17 protein-coding genes are annotated in these 19,608 nt (G+C 53.5%); 16 read left to right on the top strand and 1 reads right to left on the bottom strand.

Annotated features, from left to right (window positions below):
* Positions 1 to 8: 8 nt before the first annotated feature.
* Positions 9 to 803: a type I methionyl aminopeptidase gene (map, locus tag DD597_RS05970; RefSeq protein ID WP_003856208.1), complete on the bottom strand. Its 795-nt coding sequence runs from the start codon at positions 801 to 803 to the stop codon at positions 9 to 11.
* 321 nt (positions 804 to 1,124) lie between these two features.
* Here map and rpsB point away from each other — a divergent pair, with 321 nt between their 5' ends.
* From rpsB to dnaE, 16 genes are all read left to right on the top strand, one after another.
* Complete coding sequence (gene rpsB / locus DD597_RS05965) at positions 1,125 to 1,850, top strand: 30S ribosomal protein S2 (RefSeq protein ID WP_003856207.1); 726 nt, start codon at positions 1,125 to 1,127, stop codon at positions 1,848 to 1,850.
* A 117-nt stretch (positions 1,851 to 1,967) separates the two neighbouring features.
* On the top strand, positions 1,968 to 2,819 hold the full coding sequence (tsf, locus tag DD597_RS05960; protein WP_003856196.1) for a translation elongation factor Ts: 852 nt from the start codon (positions 1,968 to 1,970) through the stop codon (positions 2,817 to 2,819).
* A 149-nt stretch (positions 2,820 to 2,968) separates the two neighbouring features.
* Entirely contained in the window at positions 2,969 to 3,694 is a 726-nt protein-coding gene (gene pyrH, locus DD597_RS05955; RefSeq protein WP_003856194.1) for a UMP kinase, read from the top strand.
* A 167-nt stretch (positions 3,695 to 3,861) separates the two neighbouring features.
* Positions 3,862 to 4,419, top strand: coding sequence for a ribosome recycling factor (gene frr / locus DD597_RS05950; RefSeq protein ID WP_003856180.1), 558 nt, complete (start codon positions 3,862 to 3,864; stop codon positions 4,417 to 4,419).
* A 92-nt stretch (positions 4,420 to 4,511) separates the two neighbouring features.
* Positions 4,512 to 5,711: a 1-deoxy-D-xylulose-5-phosphate reductoisomerase gene (gene ispC, locus DD597_RS05945; protein WP_023315432.1), complete on the top strand. Its 1,200-nt coding sequence runs from the start codon at positions 4,512 to 4,514 to the stop codon at positions 5,709 to 5,711.
* A 185-nt stretch (positions 5,712 to 5,896) separates the two neighbouring features.
* Complete coding sequence (ispU, locus tag DD597_RS05940) at positions 5,897 to 6,655, top strand: (2E,6E)-farnesyl-diphosphate-specific ditrans,polycis-undecaprenyl-diphosphate synthase (protein ID WP_003856176.1); 759 nt, start codon at positions 5,897 to 5,899, stop codon at positions 6,653 to 6,655.
* Positions 6,656 to 6,667: 12 nt separating this feature from the next.
* A complete protein-coding gene (cdsA, locus tag DD597_RS05935; protein WP_003856175.1) occupies positions 6,668 to 7,525 on the top strand; it encodes a phosphatidate cytidylyltransferase in 858 nt (285 codons plus the stop codon).
* 11 nt (positions 7,526 to 7,536) lie between these two features.
* On the top strand, positions 7,537 to 8,889 hold the full coding sequence (gene rseP, locus DD597_RS05930; RefSeq protein ID WP_003856174.1) for a sigma E protease regulator RseP: 1,353 nt from the start codon (positions 7,537 to 7,539) through the stop codon (positions 8,887 to 8,889).
* Positions 8,890 to 8,920: 31 nt separating this feature from the next.
* Positions 8,921 to 11,338 carry an outer membrane protein assembly factor BamA gene (bamA, locus tag DD597_RS05925; RefSeq protein ID WP_003856172.1) on the top strand — a complete coding sequence of 806 codons (2,418 nt, stop codon included), beginning with the start codon at positions 8,921 to 8,923 and terminating at the stop codon, positions 11,336 to 11,338.
* 123 nt (positions 11,339 to 11,461) lie between these two features.
* The gene (gene skp / locus DD597_RS05920; RefSeq protein WP_003856169.1) at positions 11,462 to 11,956 is read left to right on the top strand and encodes a molecular chaperone Skp; all 495 of its coding nucleotides are present in this window, start codon (positions 11,462 to 11,464) and stop codon (positions 11,954 to 11,956) included.
* A 3-nt stretch (positions 11,957 to 11,959) separates the two neighbouring features.
* Positions 11,960 to 12,985 (top strand): UDP-3-O-(3-hydroxymyristoyl)glucosamine N-acyltransferase, encoded by a 1,026-nt coding sequence (lpxD, locus tag DD597_RS05915; RefSeq protein WP_003856168.1) that lies wholly within the window; start codon positions 11,960 to 11,962, stop codon positions 12,983 to 12,985.
* A 104-nt stretch (positions 12,986 to 13,089) separates the two neighbouring features.
* Complete coding sequence (gene fabZ, locus DD597_RS05910) at positions 13,090 to 13,545, top strand: 3-hydroxyacyl-ACP dehydratase FabZ (protein ID WP_003856165.1); 456 nt, start codon at positions 13,090 to 13,092, stop codon at positions 13,543 to 13,545.
* 3 nt (positions 13,546 to 13,548) lie between these two features.
* Positions 13,549 to 14,337, top strand: a complete 789-nt coding sequence (gene lpxA, locus DD597_RS05905) for an acyl-ACP--UDP-N-acetylglucosamine O-acyltransferase (RefSeq protein WP_003856164.1) — start codon at positions 13,549 to 13,551, stop codon at positions 14,335 to 14,337.
* Positions 14,337 to 15,485 carry a lipid-A-disaccharide synthase gene (lpxB, locus tag DD597_RS05900; protein WP_003856161.1) on the top strand — a complete coding sequence of 383 codons (1,149 nt, stop codon included), beginning with the start codon at positions 14,337 to 14,339 and terminating at the stop codon, positions 15,483 to 15,485. The genes lpxA and lpxB overlap by 1 nt, the downstream gene beginning before the upstream one ends.
* Positions 15,482 to 16,078: a ribonuclease HII gene (rnhB, locus tag DD597_RS05895; RefSeq protein WP_003856158.1), complete on the top strand. Its 597-nt coding sequence runs from the start codon at positions 15,482 to 15,484 to the stop codon at positions 16,076 to 16,078. The genes lpxB and rnhB overlap by 4 nt, the downstream gene beginning before the upstream one ends.
* A gap of 38 nt (positions 16,079 to 16,116) precedes the next feature.
* Positions 16,117 to 19,599, top strand: coding sequence for a DNA polymerase III subunit alpha (dnaE, locus tag DD597_RS05890; RefSeq protein WP_003856156.1), 3,483 nt, complete (start codon positions 16,117 to 16,119; stop codon positions 19,597 to 19,599).
* Positions 19,600 to 19,608: the final 9 nt, after the last annotated feature.

Genomic DNA, 19,608 nt, shown 5'->3' with positions numbered 1-19,608 from the left:
GCTTCTTATCACTCAATGTTCGTCAGTATCGCCGGGATGGTGTCATCCTTGCGCAACGTCATAATTTCGCAGCCGTTGTCTGTAACCACAATAGTATGCTCGTACTGGGCAGACAAGCTTCTGTCTTTGGTTTTTACCGTCCAGCCATCTTTCATGGTACGGATGCGGTAATCACCTGCGTTGACCATTGGCTCGATCGTGAAGGTCATGCCCTTTTGCAGCACCACGCCGCCGTCGTCTGCATCGTAGTGCAGAACCTGCGGTTCTTCATGGAACACACGACCAATACCGTGACCGCAATATTCGCGCACCACGGAGAAACCTTCCGCTTCCACAAATTTCTGGATTGCGGCGCCGATGGTGCGCAGGCGGATGCCCGGCTTCACCATTTTCAGCGCCAGGTAGAGGCTCTCTTGCGTTACTTTGCACAGACGCTCGCCCAGAATCGTTGGCTTGCCAACGATGAACATCTTAGAGGTGTCGCCGTGGTAGTCGTCTTTGATGACGGTCACGTCGATGTTGACGATGTCGCCATCTTTCAGCAGCTTCTCGTCATCCGGAATGCCGTGGCAAACCACTTCATTAATAGAGATGCAGACGGATTTCGGGAAACCGTGATAGCCAAGGCAGGCGGAGACCGCGTGCTGTTCGTTGACGATATAGTCGTTACAGATGCGATCCAGTTCGCCAGTGCTGACGCCCGGTTTCACAAACGGCTCAATCATTTCCAGCACGTCCGCGGCCAGACGACCGGCGACGCGCATCTTTTCAATTTCTTCAGGTGTCTTAATAGAGATAGCCATGTAATCTGTCCATCGGTGTCGATTTTTTCGACAATACTAGTGTAAGTGTTGTCAATGGTATCAGTCAGGCGCACCCCGTGCCAAATTGAGAATCATTAACAGCACACTCCGCCAACAATTATTGGTTTCTGGCCGTGTTTTGTGATATAAAGCGCGCCGGACTTCCGATCCATCTCAGATACACAGGCTGGACGGGAGCGACAAATCTCACTTTGTGTAACAACACACACGTATCGGCACATATTCCGGGGTGCCCTTCGGGGTCGGTAATATGGGATACGTGGAGGCATAACCCCAACTTTCAATATAGAGGTTTTAAACATGGCAACTGTTTCCATGCGCGACATGCTCAAGGCTGGTGTTCACTTCGGTCACCAGACCCGTTACTGGAACCCGAAAATGAAGCCTTTCATCTTCGGCGCACGTAACAAAGTTCACATCATCAACCTTGAGAAGACTGTACCAATGTTCAACGAAGCCCTGGCTGAGCTGAACAAGATCTCTTCCCGTAAAGGTAAGATTCTGTTCGTTGGTACTAAGCGCGCTGCAAGCGAAGCTGTGAAAGATGCTGCTAACAGCTGCGACCAGTTCTTCGTGAACCATCGCTGGTTGGGCGGCATGCTGACCAACTGGAAAACTGTTCGTCAGTCCATCAAGCGCCTGAAAGATCTGGAAACCCAGTCTCAGGACGGTACTTTCGATAAGCTGACTAAGAAAGAAGCGCTGATGCGCACTCGTGAACTGGACAAGCTGGAAAACAGCCTGGGCGGTATCAAAGATATGGGCGGCCTGCCAGACGCGCTGTTCGTAATCGATGCAGACCACGAGCACATCGCAATCAAAGAAGCTAACAACCTGGGTATCCCGGTATTCGCTATCGTTGATACCAACTCCGATCCGGACGGTGTTGACTTCGTTATCCCGGGTAACGACGACGCAATCCGTGCTGTTAGCCTGTACCTGAGCGCTGTAGCTGCTACCGTTCGTGAAGGCCGTTCCCAGGATCTGGCTTCTCAGGCGGAAGAAAGCTTCGTAGAAGCTGAATAATAAGGTTTTACCCCTTATTAGTACCGTGTATGAATAGGGGCCCATTATCGGCCCCTTTTTTCAATTTATACTGTTTGGCTCCCGGCCGGGCAGTTCACATCTCCCGAGGATTTAAGAATGGCTGAAATTACCGCATCCCTGGTAAAAGAGCTGCGTGAGCGTACTGGCGCAGGCATGATGGATTGCAAAAAAGCGCTGACCGAAGCGAACGGCGACATCGAGCTGGCAATCGAAAACATGCGTAAATCCGGTGCGATCAAAGCAGCTAAGAAAGCAGGCAACGTTGCTGCTGACGGCGTGATCATCACCAAAATCGACGGCAACTACGGCATCATTCTGGAAGTTAACTGCCAGACTGACTTCGTTGCTAAAGATGCTGGTTTCCAGGCATTTGCTAACAAAGTTCTGGACGCAGCGGTTGCAGGCAAAATCACTGACGTTGAAGTTCTGAAAGCACAGTTCGAAGAAGAGCGTGTTGCGCTGGTTGCTAAAATCGGTGAGAACATCAACATCCGTCGCGTTGCTTCCCTGGAAGGCGACGTTCTGGGCTCTTACCAGCACGGCGCGCGTATCGGTGTTCTGGTTGCGGCTAAAGGCGCTGACGAAGAGCTGGTTAAACAGCTGGCAATGCACATCGCTGCAAGCAAACCAGAATTCGTTAAGCCAGAAGACGTGTCTGCTGAAGTGGTAGAGAAAGAGTACCAGGTTCAGCTGGACATCGCGATGCAGTCTGGTAAGCCAAAAGAAATCGCAGAGAAAATGGTTGAAGGCCGCATGAAGAAATTCACCGGCGAAGTTTCTCTGACTGGCCAGCCTTTCGTAATGGATCCAAGCAAGTCTGTTGCTCAGCTGCTGAAAGAGCACAACGCTGATGTAACTGGCTTCATCCGCTTCGAAGTGGGCGAAGGCATCGAGAAAGTTGAGACTGACTTCGCAGCAGAAGTTGCTGCAATGTCCAAGCAGTCTTAATGATTGAAAAGGAGCCGCCTGAGGGCGGCTTCTTTTTGTCACCCGTCTCACGAAATCAGACAGGCTCCAGTATCGCTGTGCTGATTTGCGACATATCATGTCGCCAGAATTAACCCCATCTTAATCGTTGACAGTCTCAGGAAAGAAACATGGCTACCAATGCAAAACCCGTGTACAAACGCATTCTGCTTAAGCTGAGTGGCGAAGCGCTGCAAGGATCGGAAGGCTTCGGTATTGACGCAAGCATCCTTGATCGCATGGCACAGGAAATCAAAGAACTGGTCGAACTGGGTATTCAGGTTGGCGTGGTCATTGGCGGTGGCAACCTTTTCCGTGGTGCTGGTCTGGCGAAAGCGGGGATGAACCGCGTAGTGGGCGACCACATGGGTATGCTGGCAACCGTGATGAATGGCCTGGCGATGCGTGATGCGCTTCATCGCGCCTATGTGAACGCTCGCCTGATGTCCGCTATTCCTTTGAATGGCGTATGCGATAACTACAGCTGGGCAGAGGCCATCAGCCTGCTGCGCAACAACCGCGTGGTGATCCTCTCCGCCGGTACGGGTAACCCGTTCTTTACCACCGATTCCGCAGCCTGCCTGCGCGGTATCGAAATCGAAGCCGATGTGGTGCTGAAAGCGACCAAAGTAGATGGCGTGTTTACTGCCGACCCGGCAAAAGATCCTTCAGCGACCATGTACGATCAGCTGAGCTACAGCGAAGTGCTGGAAAAAGAGCTAAAAGTGATGGATCTTGCCGCCTTTACGCTGGCTCGTGACCACAAACTGCCGATCCGTGTCTTCAATATGAACAAGCCTGGCGCGCTGCGTCGCGTTGTTATGGGCGAAAAAGAAGGCACTTTGATCACGGAATAATTTCCGTCGGCGATAAATACAGGTAAGATTCCGCTTTATTTCGACGTGGTATCTTACCCGGGCGCGCCTTTGGCGTTGTCATGAATTAAACGCGACTATACTTAGCACACCTGTAGCGCTGTGCTGGCGGATAGTCTGCCTGAGACAAGTTTTCAAGGATCCGTAACGTGATTAACGACATCAGAAAAGATGCTGAAGTACGCATGGACAAATGCGTAGAAGCGTTCAAAAACCAAATCAGCAAAATCCGTACTGGCCGAGCTTCCCCAAGCCTGCTGGATGGCATCATCGTAGAATACTACGGTACGCCTACGCCACTGCGTCAGCTGGCGAGCGTGACGGTAGAAGATACCCGTACCCTGAAAATCAACGTGTTCGATCGCTCAATGAGCCCGGCCGTTGAAAAAGCGATCATGGCATCTGACCTGGGTCTGAACCCAAGCTCAGCGGGCGCGGATATTCGCGTTCCACTGCCTCCGCTGACGGAAGAGCGTCGTAAAGACCTGATCAAAGTGGTTCGCGGTGAAGCTGAGCAGGGTCGCGTTTCCGTACGTAACGTGCGTCGCGATGCGAACGATAAAGTGAAAGCCCTGCTGAAAGAAAAAGAGATCAGCGAAGACGACGATCGTCGTTCTCAGGACGACATTCAGAAAATGACCGACGCGGCGATCAAGAAAATTGATGCGGCGCTGGCAGAAAAAGAAGCGGAACTGATGCAGTTCTGATTTTCGCTGTACACTTATAAACGCCGTTCAGAAGGACATTGAGTCTTGCTGGCGGCGTTTTGCTTTTATCTGATCTAACTTTTGGGCATCTCATGAAGCATCTCACTCTCCTCGGCTCGACCGGCTCTATCGGTTGCAGCACTCTCGACGTTGTACGTCATAATCCTGACAGCTACACCGTAGCCGCGCTTGTGGCCGGAAAAAACGTGCAGCGAATGGTCGAACAGTGCCTGGAGTTTACCCCCCGTTTTGCGGTGATGGATGATGAAGAGAGCGCCCGCCAGGTAAAAGCGCTGTTGCAGGAGAAGGGCTGCCGTACCGAGGTGCTCAGCGGGCAACAGGCGGCGTGCGATATGGCCGCGCTTGATGAAGTTGATCAGGTTATGGCGGCAATCGTCGGGGCGGCGGGTCTTCTGCCGACGCTTGCCGCGATCGATGCGGGAAAAGATGTCCTGCTTGCGAACAAAGAGTCGCTGGTCACCTGCGGACGCCTCTTTATGGAGGCGGTAAAACAGCGTGGGGCGCGTCTTTTGCCGGTCGATAGCGAGCACAACGCCATTTTTCAGAGTTTACCCCAACCTTTTCAACAAAACCTGGGGTACGCTGACCTGGAGCAGAATGGCGTTGTGTCGATTCTGCTTACCGGGTCTGGTGGCCCGTTCCGTGAAACGCCACTGTCTGAATTGAGCGCAATGACGCCGGATCAGGCATGTCGTCATCCGAACTGGTCAATGGGGCGTAAGATCTCCGTCGATTCGGCCACCATGATGAACAAAGGTCTGGAATACATTGAAGCTCGCTGGCTGTTCAATGCGTCGGCGAAACAGATGGAAGTGCTGATCCACCCGCAGTCGGTGATTCACTCGATGGTGCGCTATCAGGACGGCAGCGTGCTGGCCCAGCTGGGCGAACCGGATATGCGTACGCCAATTGCTCATACAATGGCGTGGCCAAACCGCGTAAAATCGGGCGTTAAGCCTCTCGATTTTTGCAAGCTGAGTTCACTGACGTTTAGCGAGCCTGATTACGACCGTTATCCCTGTCTGAAACTGGCGATGACGGCCTTCGATCAGGGGCAGGCGGCGACAACGGCGCTTAATGCAGCCAATGAAGTGACCGTTGAAGCATTCCTGAACCAGCAGATCCGCTTTACTGATATCGCCGCGTTGAATTTATCCGTGCTGGAGATGATGGATTTGCGTGAGCCGCAGAGCGTGGAAGAGGTGCTGGCCGTGGATGAACAGGCACGCATTGTTGCGCGTAAACAGGTGACACGTCTCGCAAGCTGGTGATAAAGCAAGCACTAGTCGTCGTGCTATTTGTTAGCGTTGGGCTTCAGTGATATAGTCTGCGCCACCTGATCGCAGGTATTTGGCTTTAAGTGGTCAGGTAAGCCGTGGTTTGACACGGCTTTTTTATGTATAGGCTTCAGTATTCCTGTGTACCGTTAAATCCTTTCAGGGACTAAAAACGCGTTATGTTGTCTGCGAATCAACCAATAAGCGAAAACTTGCCAGCACATGGCTGTCGCCATGTTGCAATCATCATGGATGGCAATGGCCGCTGGGCGAAAAGACAAGGGAAGATACGAGCCTTTGGGCATAAAGCTGGGGCGAAATCTGTTCGCCGCGCCGTTTCTTTTGCCGCCAATAACGGCATTGATGCGTTAACGCTCTATGCTTTTAGCAGTGAGAACTGGAATCGACCTGCGCAGGAAGTGACTGCGTTGATGGAACTGTTCGTGTGGGCGCTCGATAGCGAAGTAAAAAGCCTGCACCGCCACAACGTCCGCTTGCGTATTATTGGCGAAACCAGTCGTTTTAACTCACGTTTGCAGGAACGGATTCGCAAAGCAGAAGCGCTGACGGAAAATAATACCGGCCTGACGCTCAATATCGCGGCGAATTACGGCGGACGCTGGGATATTATCCAGGGGGTTCGGCATCTGGCTGAGCAGGTTCAGGAAGGGCTGTTAAGACCCGACCAGATTGATGAAGAGGCGCTGAGTCAGCAAATCTGCATGAATGAACTGGCACCCGTGGATTTGGTTATAAGGACAGGGGGGGAGCATCGCATTAGTAACTTTTTGCTGTGGCAAATTGCCTACGCCGAACTTTACTTTACGGATGTTCTTTGGCCAGATTTTGATGAACAAGACTTTGAAGGTGCGCTGCATGCCTTTGCCAATCGAGAGCGTCGTTTCGGCGGCACCGAGCCTGGTGGCGATAACGCCTGATGGGGGTAGCTTTTGCTGAAGTATCGCCTGATTTCCGCTTTTGTATTAATACCCGTCGTCATCGCAGCGCTGTTTTTACTGCCTCCGGTGGGATTCGCTATTGTTACGCTGGTGGTGTGTATGCTCGCCGCGTGGGAATGGGGGCAGCTTAGCGGCTTTACCTCGCGCACTCAGCGGGTATGGCTGGCGGTACTCTGTGGTTTTTTACTGGCCCTGATGCTGTATACCTTGCCTGAATATCATCACGATGTTCACCAGCCGCTGGTTGCCGGATCCTTATGGATATCGCTGGCCTGGTGGATTGCTGCGCTTGTTTTAGTGCTTTTCTATCCGGGCTCTGCGGCGATCTGGCGTAACTCTAAAGTGTTGCGCCTTATTTTCGGTCTGCTCACGATTGTTCCCTTTTTCTGGGGGATGGTTGCGCTGCGCGCCTGGCACTATGACGAAAACCACTACAGCGGCGCGATATGGCTGCTTTATGTGATGATTCTCGTCTGGGGGGCTGACTCCGGGGCCTATATGTTTGGTAAACTATTCGGCAAACATAAACTGGCGCCAAAGGTTTCTCCGGGCAAAACCTGGCAAGGCTTCATTGGCGGCCTGTTTACGGCAGCGATTATCTCCTGGGGCTATGGCGTCTGGGCGAATCTTGAGGTTGCCCCCTCCACGCTGCTGGTATGTTCGATTTTCGCGGCGCTGGCATCGGTGCTGGGTGATTTAACCGAGAGTATGTTTAAGCGTGAAGCAGGGATTAAGGACAGTGGTCACCTGATTCCAGGACATGGCGGAATACTGGATCGCATTGACAGCCTTACCGCGGCTGTTCCTGTATTTGCTTGCCTGCTTTTACTGGTGTTTGGGACGATATAACGGAAGGTTTTATGCTGAGCATTCTCTGGAATCTGGCGGCGTTCATTGTTGCACTGGGTGTACTGATTACCGTGCATGAATTTGGCCATTTCTGGGTTGCCCGGCGCTGTGGTGTGCGGGTGGAGCGATTCTCGATTGGCTTTGGCAAATCGCTCTGGAAGCGTACCGATAAGCATGGCACCGAGTTTGTCATTGCTCTGATTCCCCTGGGCGGCTATGTCAAAATGCTCGACGAACGCGTTGAGCCTGTCGCCCCGGAACTTCGCCATCGCGCGTTTAACAATAAAACTGTTGGACAACGTGCTGCCATCATCGCTGCCGGCCCGGTAGCCAATTTCATCTTCGCTATCTTCGCCTACTGGCTGGTGTTTATCATCGGCGTGCCTGGCGTGCGCCCGGTCGTGGGCGAAATCACCACGGGTTCTATTGCGGCAACGGCGCAAATTACACCGGGAATGGAACTTAAAGCGATTGATGGTATCGAAACCCCTGATTGGGATGCCGTGAGGTTACAACTGGTTGCCAAAATCGGTGATGAGCAGACAACCGTCAGCGTATCGCCATTTGGTTCCGACCAGCGGCAGGAAAAAGTGCTGGATTTACGCCACTGGCGCTTTGAGCCAGACAAAGAGGACCCTGTCGCCGCACTCGGGATTCGACCGCGCGGCGCGCAGATCGAGCCGGTATTAGCCGAAGTACAGGCCAAATCGGCAGCGAGTAAAGCAGGTTTACAAGCGGGTGACAGGATCGTTAAAGTCGATGGTCAGCCATTAACACAATGGATGACCTTTGTTACTCTGGTGCGCGATAATCCAGGCAAGCCGCTCGCGCTGGAAGTGGAAAGGCAGGGGAGTTCGCTCTCACTGACTCTCACCCCGGATACCAAATCGGGCGGCGGTAAGGCGGAAGGGTTTGCCGGCGTTGTGCCGAAAGTGATCCCACTGCCAGATGAGTACAAGACAATACGCCAGTATGGGCCGTTTAGCGCCATCGTTGAGGCCACGGATAAAACATGGCAGCTGATGAAGCTTACGGTCAACATGTTGGGGAAATTGATAACCGGTGATGTGAAACTGAACAACCTCAGTGGGCCAATTTCGATTGCTCAGGGGGCTGGGATGTCAGCGGAGTTCGGGGTGATTTACTATCTCATGTTCCTTGCGCTGATTAGCGTGAACCTGGGGATAATCAACCTGTTCCCGCTTCCCGTACTAGATGGGGGCCATTTGCTGTTTTTAGCGATTGAAAAGCTAAAAGGCGGACCGGTATCCGAGCGAGTTCAAGACTTTAGTTATCGCATTGGCTCGATTTTGCTGGTGCTGTTAATGGGGCTTGCACTTTTCAATGATTTCTCTCGGTTGTAAGAGAGTTAGTTAGGAAGAACGCATAATAACGATGGCGATGAAAAAGTTGCTCATAGCGTCGCTGCTGTTTAGCAGCGCGACCGTATACGGTGCTGACGGGTTCGTAGTGAAAGATATTCATTTCGAAGGCCTTCAGCGTGTCGCCGTTGGTGCGGCCCTCCTCAGTATGCCTGTGCGCCCCGGCGATACGGTTAATGATGAAGATATCAGTAACACCATCCGTGCTCTGTTTGCCACTGGCAACTTTGAGGACGTCCGCGTCCTGCGCGATGGTGATACGCTGGTGGTTCAGGTAAAAGAACGTCCAACGATTGCCAGCATCACTTTCTCCGGCAACAAGTCGGTGAAAGATGACATGCTCAAGCAGAACCTTGAGGCATCGGGTGTTCGTGTGGGGGAATCTCTGGACCGCACAACCCTTGCAGACATTGAAAAAGGTCTGGAAGATTTCTATTACAGCGTCGGTAAATACAGCGCGAGCGTTAAAGCGGTTGTTACACCGCTGCCACGTAACCGTGTCGACCTGAAACTGGTCTTCCAGGAAGGTGTTTCTGCGAAGATCCAGCAGATCAACATCGTGGGTAACCACGCGTTCAGCACCGACGAACTGATCTCCAACTTCCAGCTGCGTGACGAAGTGCCGTGGTGGAACGTGGTGGGCGATCGTAAATACCAGAAACAGAAACTGGCGGGTGACCTTGAAACCCTGCGCAGCTACTATCTGGATCGCGGTTACGCCCGTTTCAACATCGATTCAACTCAGGTGAGTCTGACTCCGGACAAGAAAGGTATCTACATTACCGTTAACATCACTGAAGGCGATAAGTACACGCTTTCAGGTGTTGAAGTCAGCGGCAACCTGGCAGGACATTCAGCTGAAATTGAATCTCTGACCAAAATTCAGCCGGGCGATCTGTACAGCGGATCTAAAGTCACCAAAATGGAAGACAGCATTAAGAAGCTGCTCGGCCGTTATGGTTATGCGTATCCGCGTGTGCAAACGCAGCCGGAAATTAACGACACGGATAAAACCGTTAAGCTGCACGTTAACGTTGATGCGGGCAACCGTTTCTATGTGCGTAAGATCCGCTTCGAAGGTAACGATACCTCTAAAGACTCCGTTCTGCGCCGTGAAATGCGCCAGATGGAAGGGGCATGGCTGGGAAGCGATCTGGTAGACCAGGGTAAAGAGCGTCTGAACCGTCTGGGCTATTTCGAAACGGTCGATACCGATACTCAGCGTGTACCAGGTCGTCCGGATCAGGTTGATGTTGTTTATAAAGTTAAAGAACGTAATACCGGTAGCTTCAACTTCGGTATTGGTTACGGTACTGAAAGTGGCGTGAGCTTCCAGGTCGGTGTTCAGCAGGATAACTGGCTGGGTACGGGCTACTCTGTCGGTATCAACGGGACGAAAAACGACTACCAGACCTACTCTGAGTTCTCTGTTACCAACCCATACTTCACCGTTGACGGTGTAAGCCTGGGCGGTCGTATCTTCTATAACGACTTTAAAGCGGATGACGCGGACCTCTCCTCGTATACCAACAAGAGTTACGGTCTGGATGGTACGCTCGGCTTCCCGGTTAACGAATACAACACCCTGCGCGCAGGTTTAGGGTACGTGCATAACGACCTGTCCAACATGCAACCGCAGGTGGCGATGTGGCGTTACCTGGACTCCATCGGTCAGTCGGCGAGTACGTCCAGCGATGACAACGGTTTCGCCGCGGATGACTTCACCTTCAACTACGGTTGGACCTACAACCGTCTTGACCGTGGCTACTTCCCGACGGAAGGTTCACGTGTCAACCTGAACGGTAAAGTGACTATCCCGGGCTCGGATAACGAGTTCTACAAGGTCACGCTGGATACGGCGTCCTACTTCCCAATTGATGAAGATCACAAGTGGGTTGTTCTGGGTCGTACCCGTTGGGGTTATGGTGACGGTATTGGAAGCAAAGAACTGCCGTTCTATGAAAACTTCTACGCCGGTGGTTCAAGCACCGTGCGTGGCTTCCAGTCCAATAACATTGGTCCGAAAGCGGTTTATTACGGCGGTAATGACGAAGATAACTGCGCAAGCCGTGATCCTAAGCAAGTATGTAGCTCTGATGACGCAGTAGGTGGTAACGCTATGGCCGTGGCGAGCCTCGAGTTCATCACGCCTACGCCGTTTATCAGCGACAAGTACGCAAACTCTGTCCGCACCTCCTTCTTTATGGATGCAGGTACAGTGTGGGACACCAACTGGGAGAACACCGCCCAGATGCGTGCGGCGGGGGTTCCGGACTACAGCGATCCGAGCAACATTCGCATGTCCGCAGGTATCGCATTACAATGGATGTCACCGCTGGGGCCGTTGGTCTTCTCTTACGCCCAGCCGTTTAAGAAATACGATGGAGACAAAGCGGAGCAGTTCCAGTTTAACATTGGTAAAACCTGGTAATAATCCGCTGCAATGGAATGCGTTGGCAGTGTAGCGCTGACAACCGGCGATCGGTAAAACGATCGCCTTGCCACGCAAAGAACGGTACCCCTCGGGTGCCAATGGGATGGTAAGGAGTTAATTGTGAAAAAGTGGTTATTAGCTGCAGGTCTCGGTTTAGCGATGGCAACTTCTGCTCAGGCAGCGGATAAAATTGCAATCGTCAACATGGGTAATTTGTTCCAGCAGGTTGCACAGAAAACCGGTGTTTCTGCAACGCTGGAAAACGAATTCAAAGGCCGTGCGAGCGAACTGCAACGTATGGAAGGTGATCTTCAGTCCAAGATGCAGCGTCTTCAGCGTGATGGTTCTACCATGAAAGCGAGCGAGCGCAGCAAACTGGAAAAAGACGTCATGTCTCAGCGCCAGACCTTCTCTCAGAAAGCGCAGGCTTTCGAGCAGGATCGTCAGCGTCGTTCTAACGAAGAGCGTGGCAAACTGGTGACGCGTATTCAGTCTGCCGTTAAAGCAGTCGCAGCCGATCAGAGCATCGATCTGGTTGTTGATTCGAACGCCGTTGCATTCAACAGCAGCGATGTTAAAGACATCACCGCTGATGTTCTGAAACAGGTTAAATAAGTAATGCCTTCAATTCGACTGGCTGATTTAGCTCAGCAGTTGGATGCAGAATTACACGGTGATGGCGATATCGTCATCACCGCTGTTGCGTCCATGCAATCTGCTAAAGCAGGCACTATTACCTTCATGGTAAGCCCTAAGTACCGTGAACACCTGGCCCAGTGCCAGGCGTCTGCCGTTGTTCTGACGCAGGACGATCTTCCGTTTGCCACTAGCGCTGCACTGGTAGTGAAAAATCCCTACCTGACCTATGCGCGCATGGCCCAAATTCTTGATACCACGCCGCAGCCGGCACAGAACATTGCAGCCAGTGCTGCGATTGATCCGACGGCTCAGCTGGGTAACAACGTATCAGTCGGCGCAAACGCCGTTATCGAATCCGGCGTCGTGCTGGGTGATAACGTGGTGATTGGCCCAGGCTGCTTTGTTGGAAAAAATACGAAAATTGGCGCAGGGACTCGTCTGTGGGCCAATGTCTCTGTCTACCATGAGGTTGAGATTGGCGAGAATTGTCTCGTACAGTCCAGCACGGTGATTGGTTCTGACGGATTTGGTTACGCTAACGATCGGGGTAACTGGGTTAAGATCCCTCAGCTGGGTCGCGTGATTATCGGCGATCGTGTGGAGATCGGCGCTTGCACCACCATCGACCGCGGTGCGCTTGACGACACCATTATTGGTAACGGTGTTATCATAGACAACCAGTGCCAGATTGCACATAACGTTGTGATTGGCGACAATACCGCAGTTGCGGGTGGTGTTATCATGGCAGGCAGCCTGAAAATTGGCCGTTACTGCATGATTGGCGGTGCCAGCGTGATCAATGGCCATATGGAAATATGCGACAAAGTCACGGTGACGGGGATGGGCATGGTGATGCGTCCAATCACTGAGCCTGGCGTTTATTCCTCCGGTATTCCGCTGCAACCGAACAAGGTCTGGCGTAAAACAGCTGCACTGGTGATGAATATTGATGATATGAGCAAGCGACTCAAAGCGATTGAGCGCAAAATCGATCAACAAGACTAAGCGTTCATCCGTTTAACGCTAAATTTCCCGGCCTGTCGGCTTTGTTTATAAACCGGCAGGCCGTGTTATTATTGCTACTTAGTACATTTGACAGGAAGAGTATTTTGACTACTGACACTCATACTCTGCATATTGAAGAGATTTTAGAACTTCTGCCGCACCGCTATCCGTTTTTACTGGTAGACCGTGTGCTGGATTTTGAAGAAGGTCGTTTTCTGCGCGCAGTGAAAAATGTCTCCGTTAACGAGCCGTTCTTCCAGGGGCACTTCCCTGGTAAGCCTATCTTCCCGGGGGTATTGATCCTGGAAGCGATGGCACAGGCTACCGGTATTCTGGCGTTTAAAAGCGTAGGTAAACTGGAACCGGGTGAACTCTATTACTTCGCGGGTATCGATGAAGCGCGGTTCAAGCGTCCGGTCGTGCCTGGTGATCAAATGATCATGGAAGTCACTTTTGAAAAAACGCGTCGCGGCCTGACTCGCTTCAAAGGCGTAGCTATGGTTGACGGCAAAGTTGTTTGCGAAGCGACAATGATGTGTGCGCGTAGCCGGGAGGCCTGATACGTGATTGATAAATCCGCCTTTATTCATCCTACCGCCATTGTGGAAACGGGTGCCATCATTGGTGCCAATGTCCACATCGGCCCGTTTTGTATTGTTGGACCCCATGTCGAAATTGGTGAGGGTACAGTACTGAAATCTCACGTTGTCGTGAATGGTCATACCACCATTGGCTGCAACAATGAGATCTATCAGTTCGCCTCCATCGGCGAAGTTAACCAGGATCTCAAGTATGCTGGCGAACCGACCCGCGTGGAAATCGGCGATCGTAACCGCATTCGCGAAAGCGTCACCATTCATCGTGGTACAACGCAAGGCGGTGGATTGACGAAGGTGGGCAGCGACAACCTGTTTATGGTTAATGCGCACATTGCGCACGACTGTACCGTGGGTAGCCGCTGTATTCTCGCCAACAACGCAACGCTGGCGGGACACGTATCGGTCGATGATTTCGCCATTATTGGCGGCATGACCGCAGTCCATCAGTTCTGCATCATTGGTGCACACGTGATGGTCGGCGGATGCTCCGGTGTGGCGCAGGACGTCCCACCGTTTGTGATTGCGCAGGGCAACCATGCCACGCCGTTTGGCGTGAACATTGAAGGTCTCAAGCGTCGTGGCTTCAGCCGCGAAGCGATTACCGCGATCCGCAACGCGTACAAATTGCTGTACCGTAGCGGTAAAACGCTGGAAGAGGCTAAGCCGGAAATTGCCGAGCTGGCGAATAAGCACCCTGAAGTGAAAACGTTCATGGAATTCTTTGAACGTTCAACCCGTGGTCTGATTCGTTAATGGTCGACAGTCGTCCGCTTACCATCGCCCTGGTCGCCGGAGAAACCTCCGGCGATATTCTTGGTGCAGGTCTTATCCGCGCGCTTAAAGCCCGTGTACCCAATGCCCGCTTTGTGGGCGTGGCTGGGCCGCTAATGCAGGCCGAAGGCTGCGAAGCCTGGTATGAAATGGAAGAGCTGGCTGTGATGGGCATCGTCGAGGTGCTGGGCCGCTTGCGTCGCCTGCTGCATATCCGCGCCGACCTTACCCGCCGCTTTACCGACCTCAAGCCCGATGTATTTGTCGGCATTGATGCGCCTGATTTCAATATTACCCTTGAAGGGAACCTGAAAAAGCAGGGGATCAAAACGATCCATTACGTCAGCCCATCCGTGTGGGCGTGGCGACAGAAACGCGTTTTCAAAATCGGACGGTCCACCAATCTGGTGCTGGCTTTTCTGCCTTTCGAAAAAGCGTTTTACGACAGATTTAATGTCCCGTGCCGTTTTATCGGTCATACCATGGCGGATGCCATGCCACTGGATCCGGATAAAAACGCGGCGCGTGACGAACTGGGCATCCCGCATGATGTGCATTGTCTGGCGCTGCTGCCAGGAAGCCGGGGTGCGGAAGTTGAAATGCTCAGTGCCGATTTCCTGAAAACGGCGCAAATTCTTCGCAAGACTTACCCCGATCTTGAAGTGGTCGTGCCGCTGGTGAATGCCAAACGCCGGGAGCAGTTTGAGCGTATCAAAGCCGACGTCGCCCCGGATCTTCACGTCCGCTTGCTGGACGGAAAAGGGCGGCAAGCTATGTTTGCGAGCGATGCCGCACTGCTGGCTTCCGGCACGGCTGCGCTGGAGTGTATGCTGGCAAAATGCCCAATGGTGGTCGGTTATCGCATGAAGCCGTTTACCTTCTGGCTGGCAAAACGTCTGGTAAAAACAGATTACGTATCTCTGCCAAACCTGCTTGCGGGTCGCGAGCTGGTGAAAGAGCTCTTGCAGGATGAATGTCAGCCGCAGGCGCTGGCAGATGCGCTGCTGCCGCTGCTGGCCAACGGTAAAACCAGCCACCAGATGCATGATACCTTCCGTGAACTGCATCAACTGATCCGCTGTAATGCTGATGAGCAGGCGGCCGATGCGGTGCTGGAGTTAGCACAATGATGGAATTTATTTATCCCCATACCCACCTCGTTGCCGGTGTGGATGAAGTCGGTCGTGGCCCGTTAGTGGGTGCCGTTGTGACCGCGGCGGTGATCCTCGATCCAGCCCGCCCGATCGTTGGCCTGAACGACTCGAAAAAACTGAGCGAAAAGCGTCGTTTAGCGCTGTTCGATGAAATTAAAGAGAAAGCGCTGGCCTGGAGTCTCGGGCGCGCAGAACCGCATGAGATTGACGATCTAAACATTCTGCACGCTACCATGCTGGCGATGCAGCGTGCCGTTGCGGGCCTGAAGATTGTGCCTGAGTATGTACTGATCGACGGTAACCGTTGCCCGGCGCTGCCGATGCCTTCCATGGCTGTTGTTAAAGGCGATAGCCGCGTCGCAGAAATCAGTGCGGCGTCAATCATTGCCAAAGTGACGCGCGATGCTGAAATGGCCGCGCTGGACCTCACTTATCCCGCGTATGGTTTCGCCCAACACAAGGGATATCCAACGGCTTTCCATCTGGAAAAGCTGGCTGAACATGGCGCAACTGAACATCATCGGCGCAGCTTTGGCCCGGTGAAACGCGCGCTGGGACTGGTGTCCTGAATCAAGACGCAAGCAATTAAGTAACGCGGGATTTGAAGATGGCTGAACCACGTTTCGTACACCTGCGGGTGCATAGCGACTACTCCATGATCGATGGGCTGGCAAAGACCGGGCCGCTGGTAAAAAAGGCGGCCTCGCTTGGCATGCCTGCGCTGGCGATCACCGATTTTACCAACCTGTGTGGCCTGGTGAAGTTCTACGGAACGGCGCATGGCGCAGGATTAAAGCCCATCGTCGGTGCGGATTTTCATGTGCAGAGCGACCTGCTCGGCGATGAGATGACGCAAATTTCCGTGTTAGCCATGAATAACACGGGCTATCAGAACCTCACTCTGCTGATCTCAAAAGCCTACCAGCGCGGCTACGGCGCACTGGGCCCATGGATTGACCGCGACTGGCTGGCAGAGCTGAACGAAGGTTTGCTGCTGATCTCCGGTGGTCGTATGGGGGATGTCGGCAAATGTCTGCTGCGCGGTAACAACGCGCTGGTGGATCAGTGCGTCTCGTTCTACGAAGAGTATTTCCCGGATCGCTATTACCTGGAGCTGATCCGTACCGGGCGTGCGGACGAAGAGAGCTATCTGCATGCGGCCGTCGCCCTGGCGGAAGCGCGTGGCCTGCCTGTAGTGGCCACCAACGATGTGCGCTTCCTTGAGGCGGGCGATTTTGACGCGCATGAAATTCGCGTCGCTATCCACGACGGCTTCACCCTCGACGATCCGAAACGCCCGCGCAACTACTCATCGCAGCAGTACATGCGCAGCGAAGAGGAGATGTGTGAGCTTTTCTCGGACATCCCGGAAGCGCTGGAAAACAGCGTAGAGATTGCCAAGCGCTGTAACGTCACCGTGCGTCTCGGCGAATACTTCCTGCCGCAGTTCCCGACGGGCGACATGACCACCGAAGATTTCCTGGTCATGAAATCGAAAGAGGGTCTGGAAGAGCGTCTGGAATTCCTTTTCCCGGATGAAGCGGTCCGTAAAGAGAAGCGTCCTGAATATGACGAGCGCCTGGATATTGAACTCCAGGTGATCAACCAGATGGGGTTCCCTGGCTACTTCCTGATCGTGATGGAGTTCATCCAGTGGTCGAAGGATAACGGCGTGCCGGTAGGCCCGGGCCGTGGTTCCGGTGCCGGCTCGCTGGTGGCGTACGCACTGAAAATCACCGACCTCGATCCGTTGGAATTCGACCTGCTGTTCGAACGTTTCCTCAACCCGGAACGTGTCTCCATGCCCGACTTTGACGTCGACTTCTGCATGGAAAAACGCGACCAGGTGATTGAGCACGTGGCCGATATGTACGGTCGTGATGCGGTTTCACAGATCATTACCTTCGGGACGATGGCGGCGAAAGCGGTTATCCGCGACGTGGGCCGCGTTCTGGGCCACCCGTACGGTTTTGTCGATCGTATCTCTAAGCTGGTCCCGCCCGATCCGGGCATGACCCTGGCGAAAGCCTTTGAAGCCGAACCTCAGCTGCCGGAAATCTACGAAGCCGACGAAGAGGTGAAAGCGCTGATCGACATGGCGCGCAAGCTGGAAGGCGTCACGCGTAACGCCGGTAAGCATGCGGGGGGCGTGGTTATCGCCCCGACCAAAATCACCGACTTCGCGCCGCTGTACTGCGATGAAGCGGGCCAGCATCCGGTCACCCAGTTCGACAAGAACGACGTGGAATACGCCGGGCTGGTGAAGTTTGACTTCCTCGGCCTGCGTACGCTCACCATCATCAACTGGGCGCTGGAGATGATCAACGCCCGTCGCGAGAAGAACGGCGAACCGCCGCTGGATATCGCGGCTATCCCGCTTGATGACAAGAAAAGTTTCGACATGCTGCAACGCTCGGAGACGACAGCCGTCTTCCAGCTTGAATCCCGCGGCATGAAAGATTTGATTAAGCGTCTGCAACCCGACTGCTTCGAAGATATGATCGCGCTGGTGGCCCTGTTCCGTCCGGGGCCGTTGCAGTCGGGGATGGTGGATAACTTTATCGACCGTAAGCACGGGCGCGAAGAAATTTCCTACCCGGACGTTCAGTGGCAGCATGAAAGCCTGAAACCGGTACTGGAGCCAACCTATGGCATCATCCTGTATCAGGAACAGGTGATGCAGATCGCCCAGGTACTTTCGGGTTATACCCTTGGCGGCGCAGACATGCTGCGTCGTGCGATGGGTAAGAAAAAGCCGGAAGAGATGGCCAAGCAGCGCTCCATCTTTGAAGATGGAGCGAAGAAAAACGGCATCGATGGCGAACTGGCGATGAAAATCTTCGACCTGGTGGAGAAATTCGCCGGGTACGGATTTAACAAATCTCACTCCGCCGCCTATGCTTTGGTTTCGTATCAGACGCTGTGGCTGAAAGCTCACTATCCCGCTGAGTTTATGGCAGCGGTAATGACTGCCGATATGGACAACACCGAGAAGGTGGTTGGCCTGGTGGACGAGTGCTGGCGCATGGGGCTGAAGATCCTGCCGCCGGATATTAACTCGGGCCTGTATCATTTTCACGTTAACGATGACGGGGAAATCGTCTATGGGATCGGCGCGATCAAGGGCGTGGGTGAGGGGCCGATCGAGGCGATCATTGAAGCGCGTAACAACGGCGGCTACTTCCGTGAGCTGTTCGATCTGTGCGCCCGTACCGATACCAAAAAACTGAACCGCCGCGTGCTGGAAAAACTGATCATGTCCGGCGCGTTTGACCGTCTGGGGCCACACCGCGCCGCGCTGATGAACTCGCTCGGCGATGCGCTGAAGGCGGCCGATCAGCATGCGAAAGCGGAAGCCATTGGCCAGGCGGATATGTTCGGCGTGCTGGCGGAAGAGCCAGAGCAGATCGAGCAGTCCTATTCCAACTGCCAGCCGTGGCCAGAACAGGTAGTGCTGGATGGAGAGCGGGAAACGTTAGGTCTGTACCTGACGGGGCACCCAATCAACCAGTATCTTAAAGAAATTGAGCGCTATGTCGGCGGCCACAGGCTTAAAGACATGCATCCGACAGAACGTGGTAAAATCACCACGGCTGCGGGGCTCGTGATTGCTGCAAGGGTAATGGTCACCAAGCGCGGCAATCGTATCGGCATCTGTACCCTGGATGACCGTTCCGGGCGTCTGGAGGTGATGTTGTTCACCGACGCGCTGGATAAATACCAGCAATTGCTGGAAAAAGACCGCATACTTATCGTCAGCGGACAGGTCAGCTTTGATGACTTCAGCGGGGGGCTTAAAATGACCGCCCGCGAAGTGATGGACATTGACGAAGCCCGGGAAAAATATGCTCGCGGGCTTGCTATCTCGCTGACGGACAGGCAAATTGATGACCAGCTTTTAAACCGACTCCGTCAGTCTCTGGAACCCCACCGCTCGGGGACCATTCCAGTACATCTCTACTATCAGAGGGCGGATGCACGCGCGCGGTTGCGCTTTGGTGCAACGTGGCGTGTCTCTCCGAGCGATCGTTTACTGAACGATCTCCGTGGCCTCATTGGTTCGGAGCAGGTGGAACTGGAGTTTGACTAATACAGGAAT

This window comes from Enterobacter cloacae complex sp. 677-3DZ2D5B, from assembly GCF_004136695.1.
Classification (GTDB): domain Bacteria; phylum Pseudomonadota; class Gammaproteobacteria; order Enterobacterales; family Enterobacteriaceae; genus Enterobacter; species Enterobacter hormaechei_C.
This window is presented reverse-complemented; position numbering and strand designations above follow the sequence as displayed.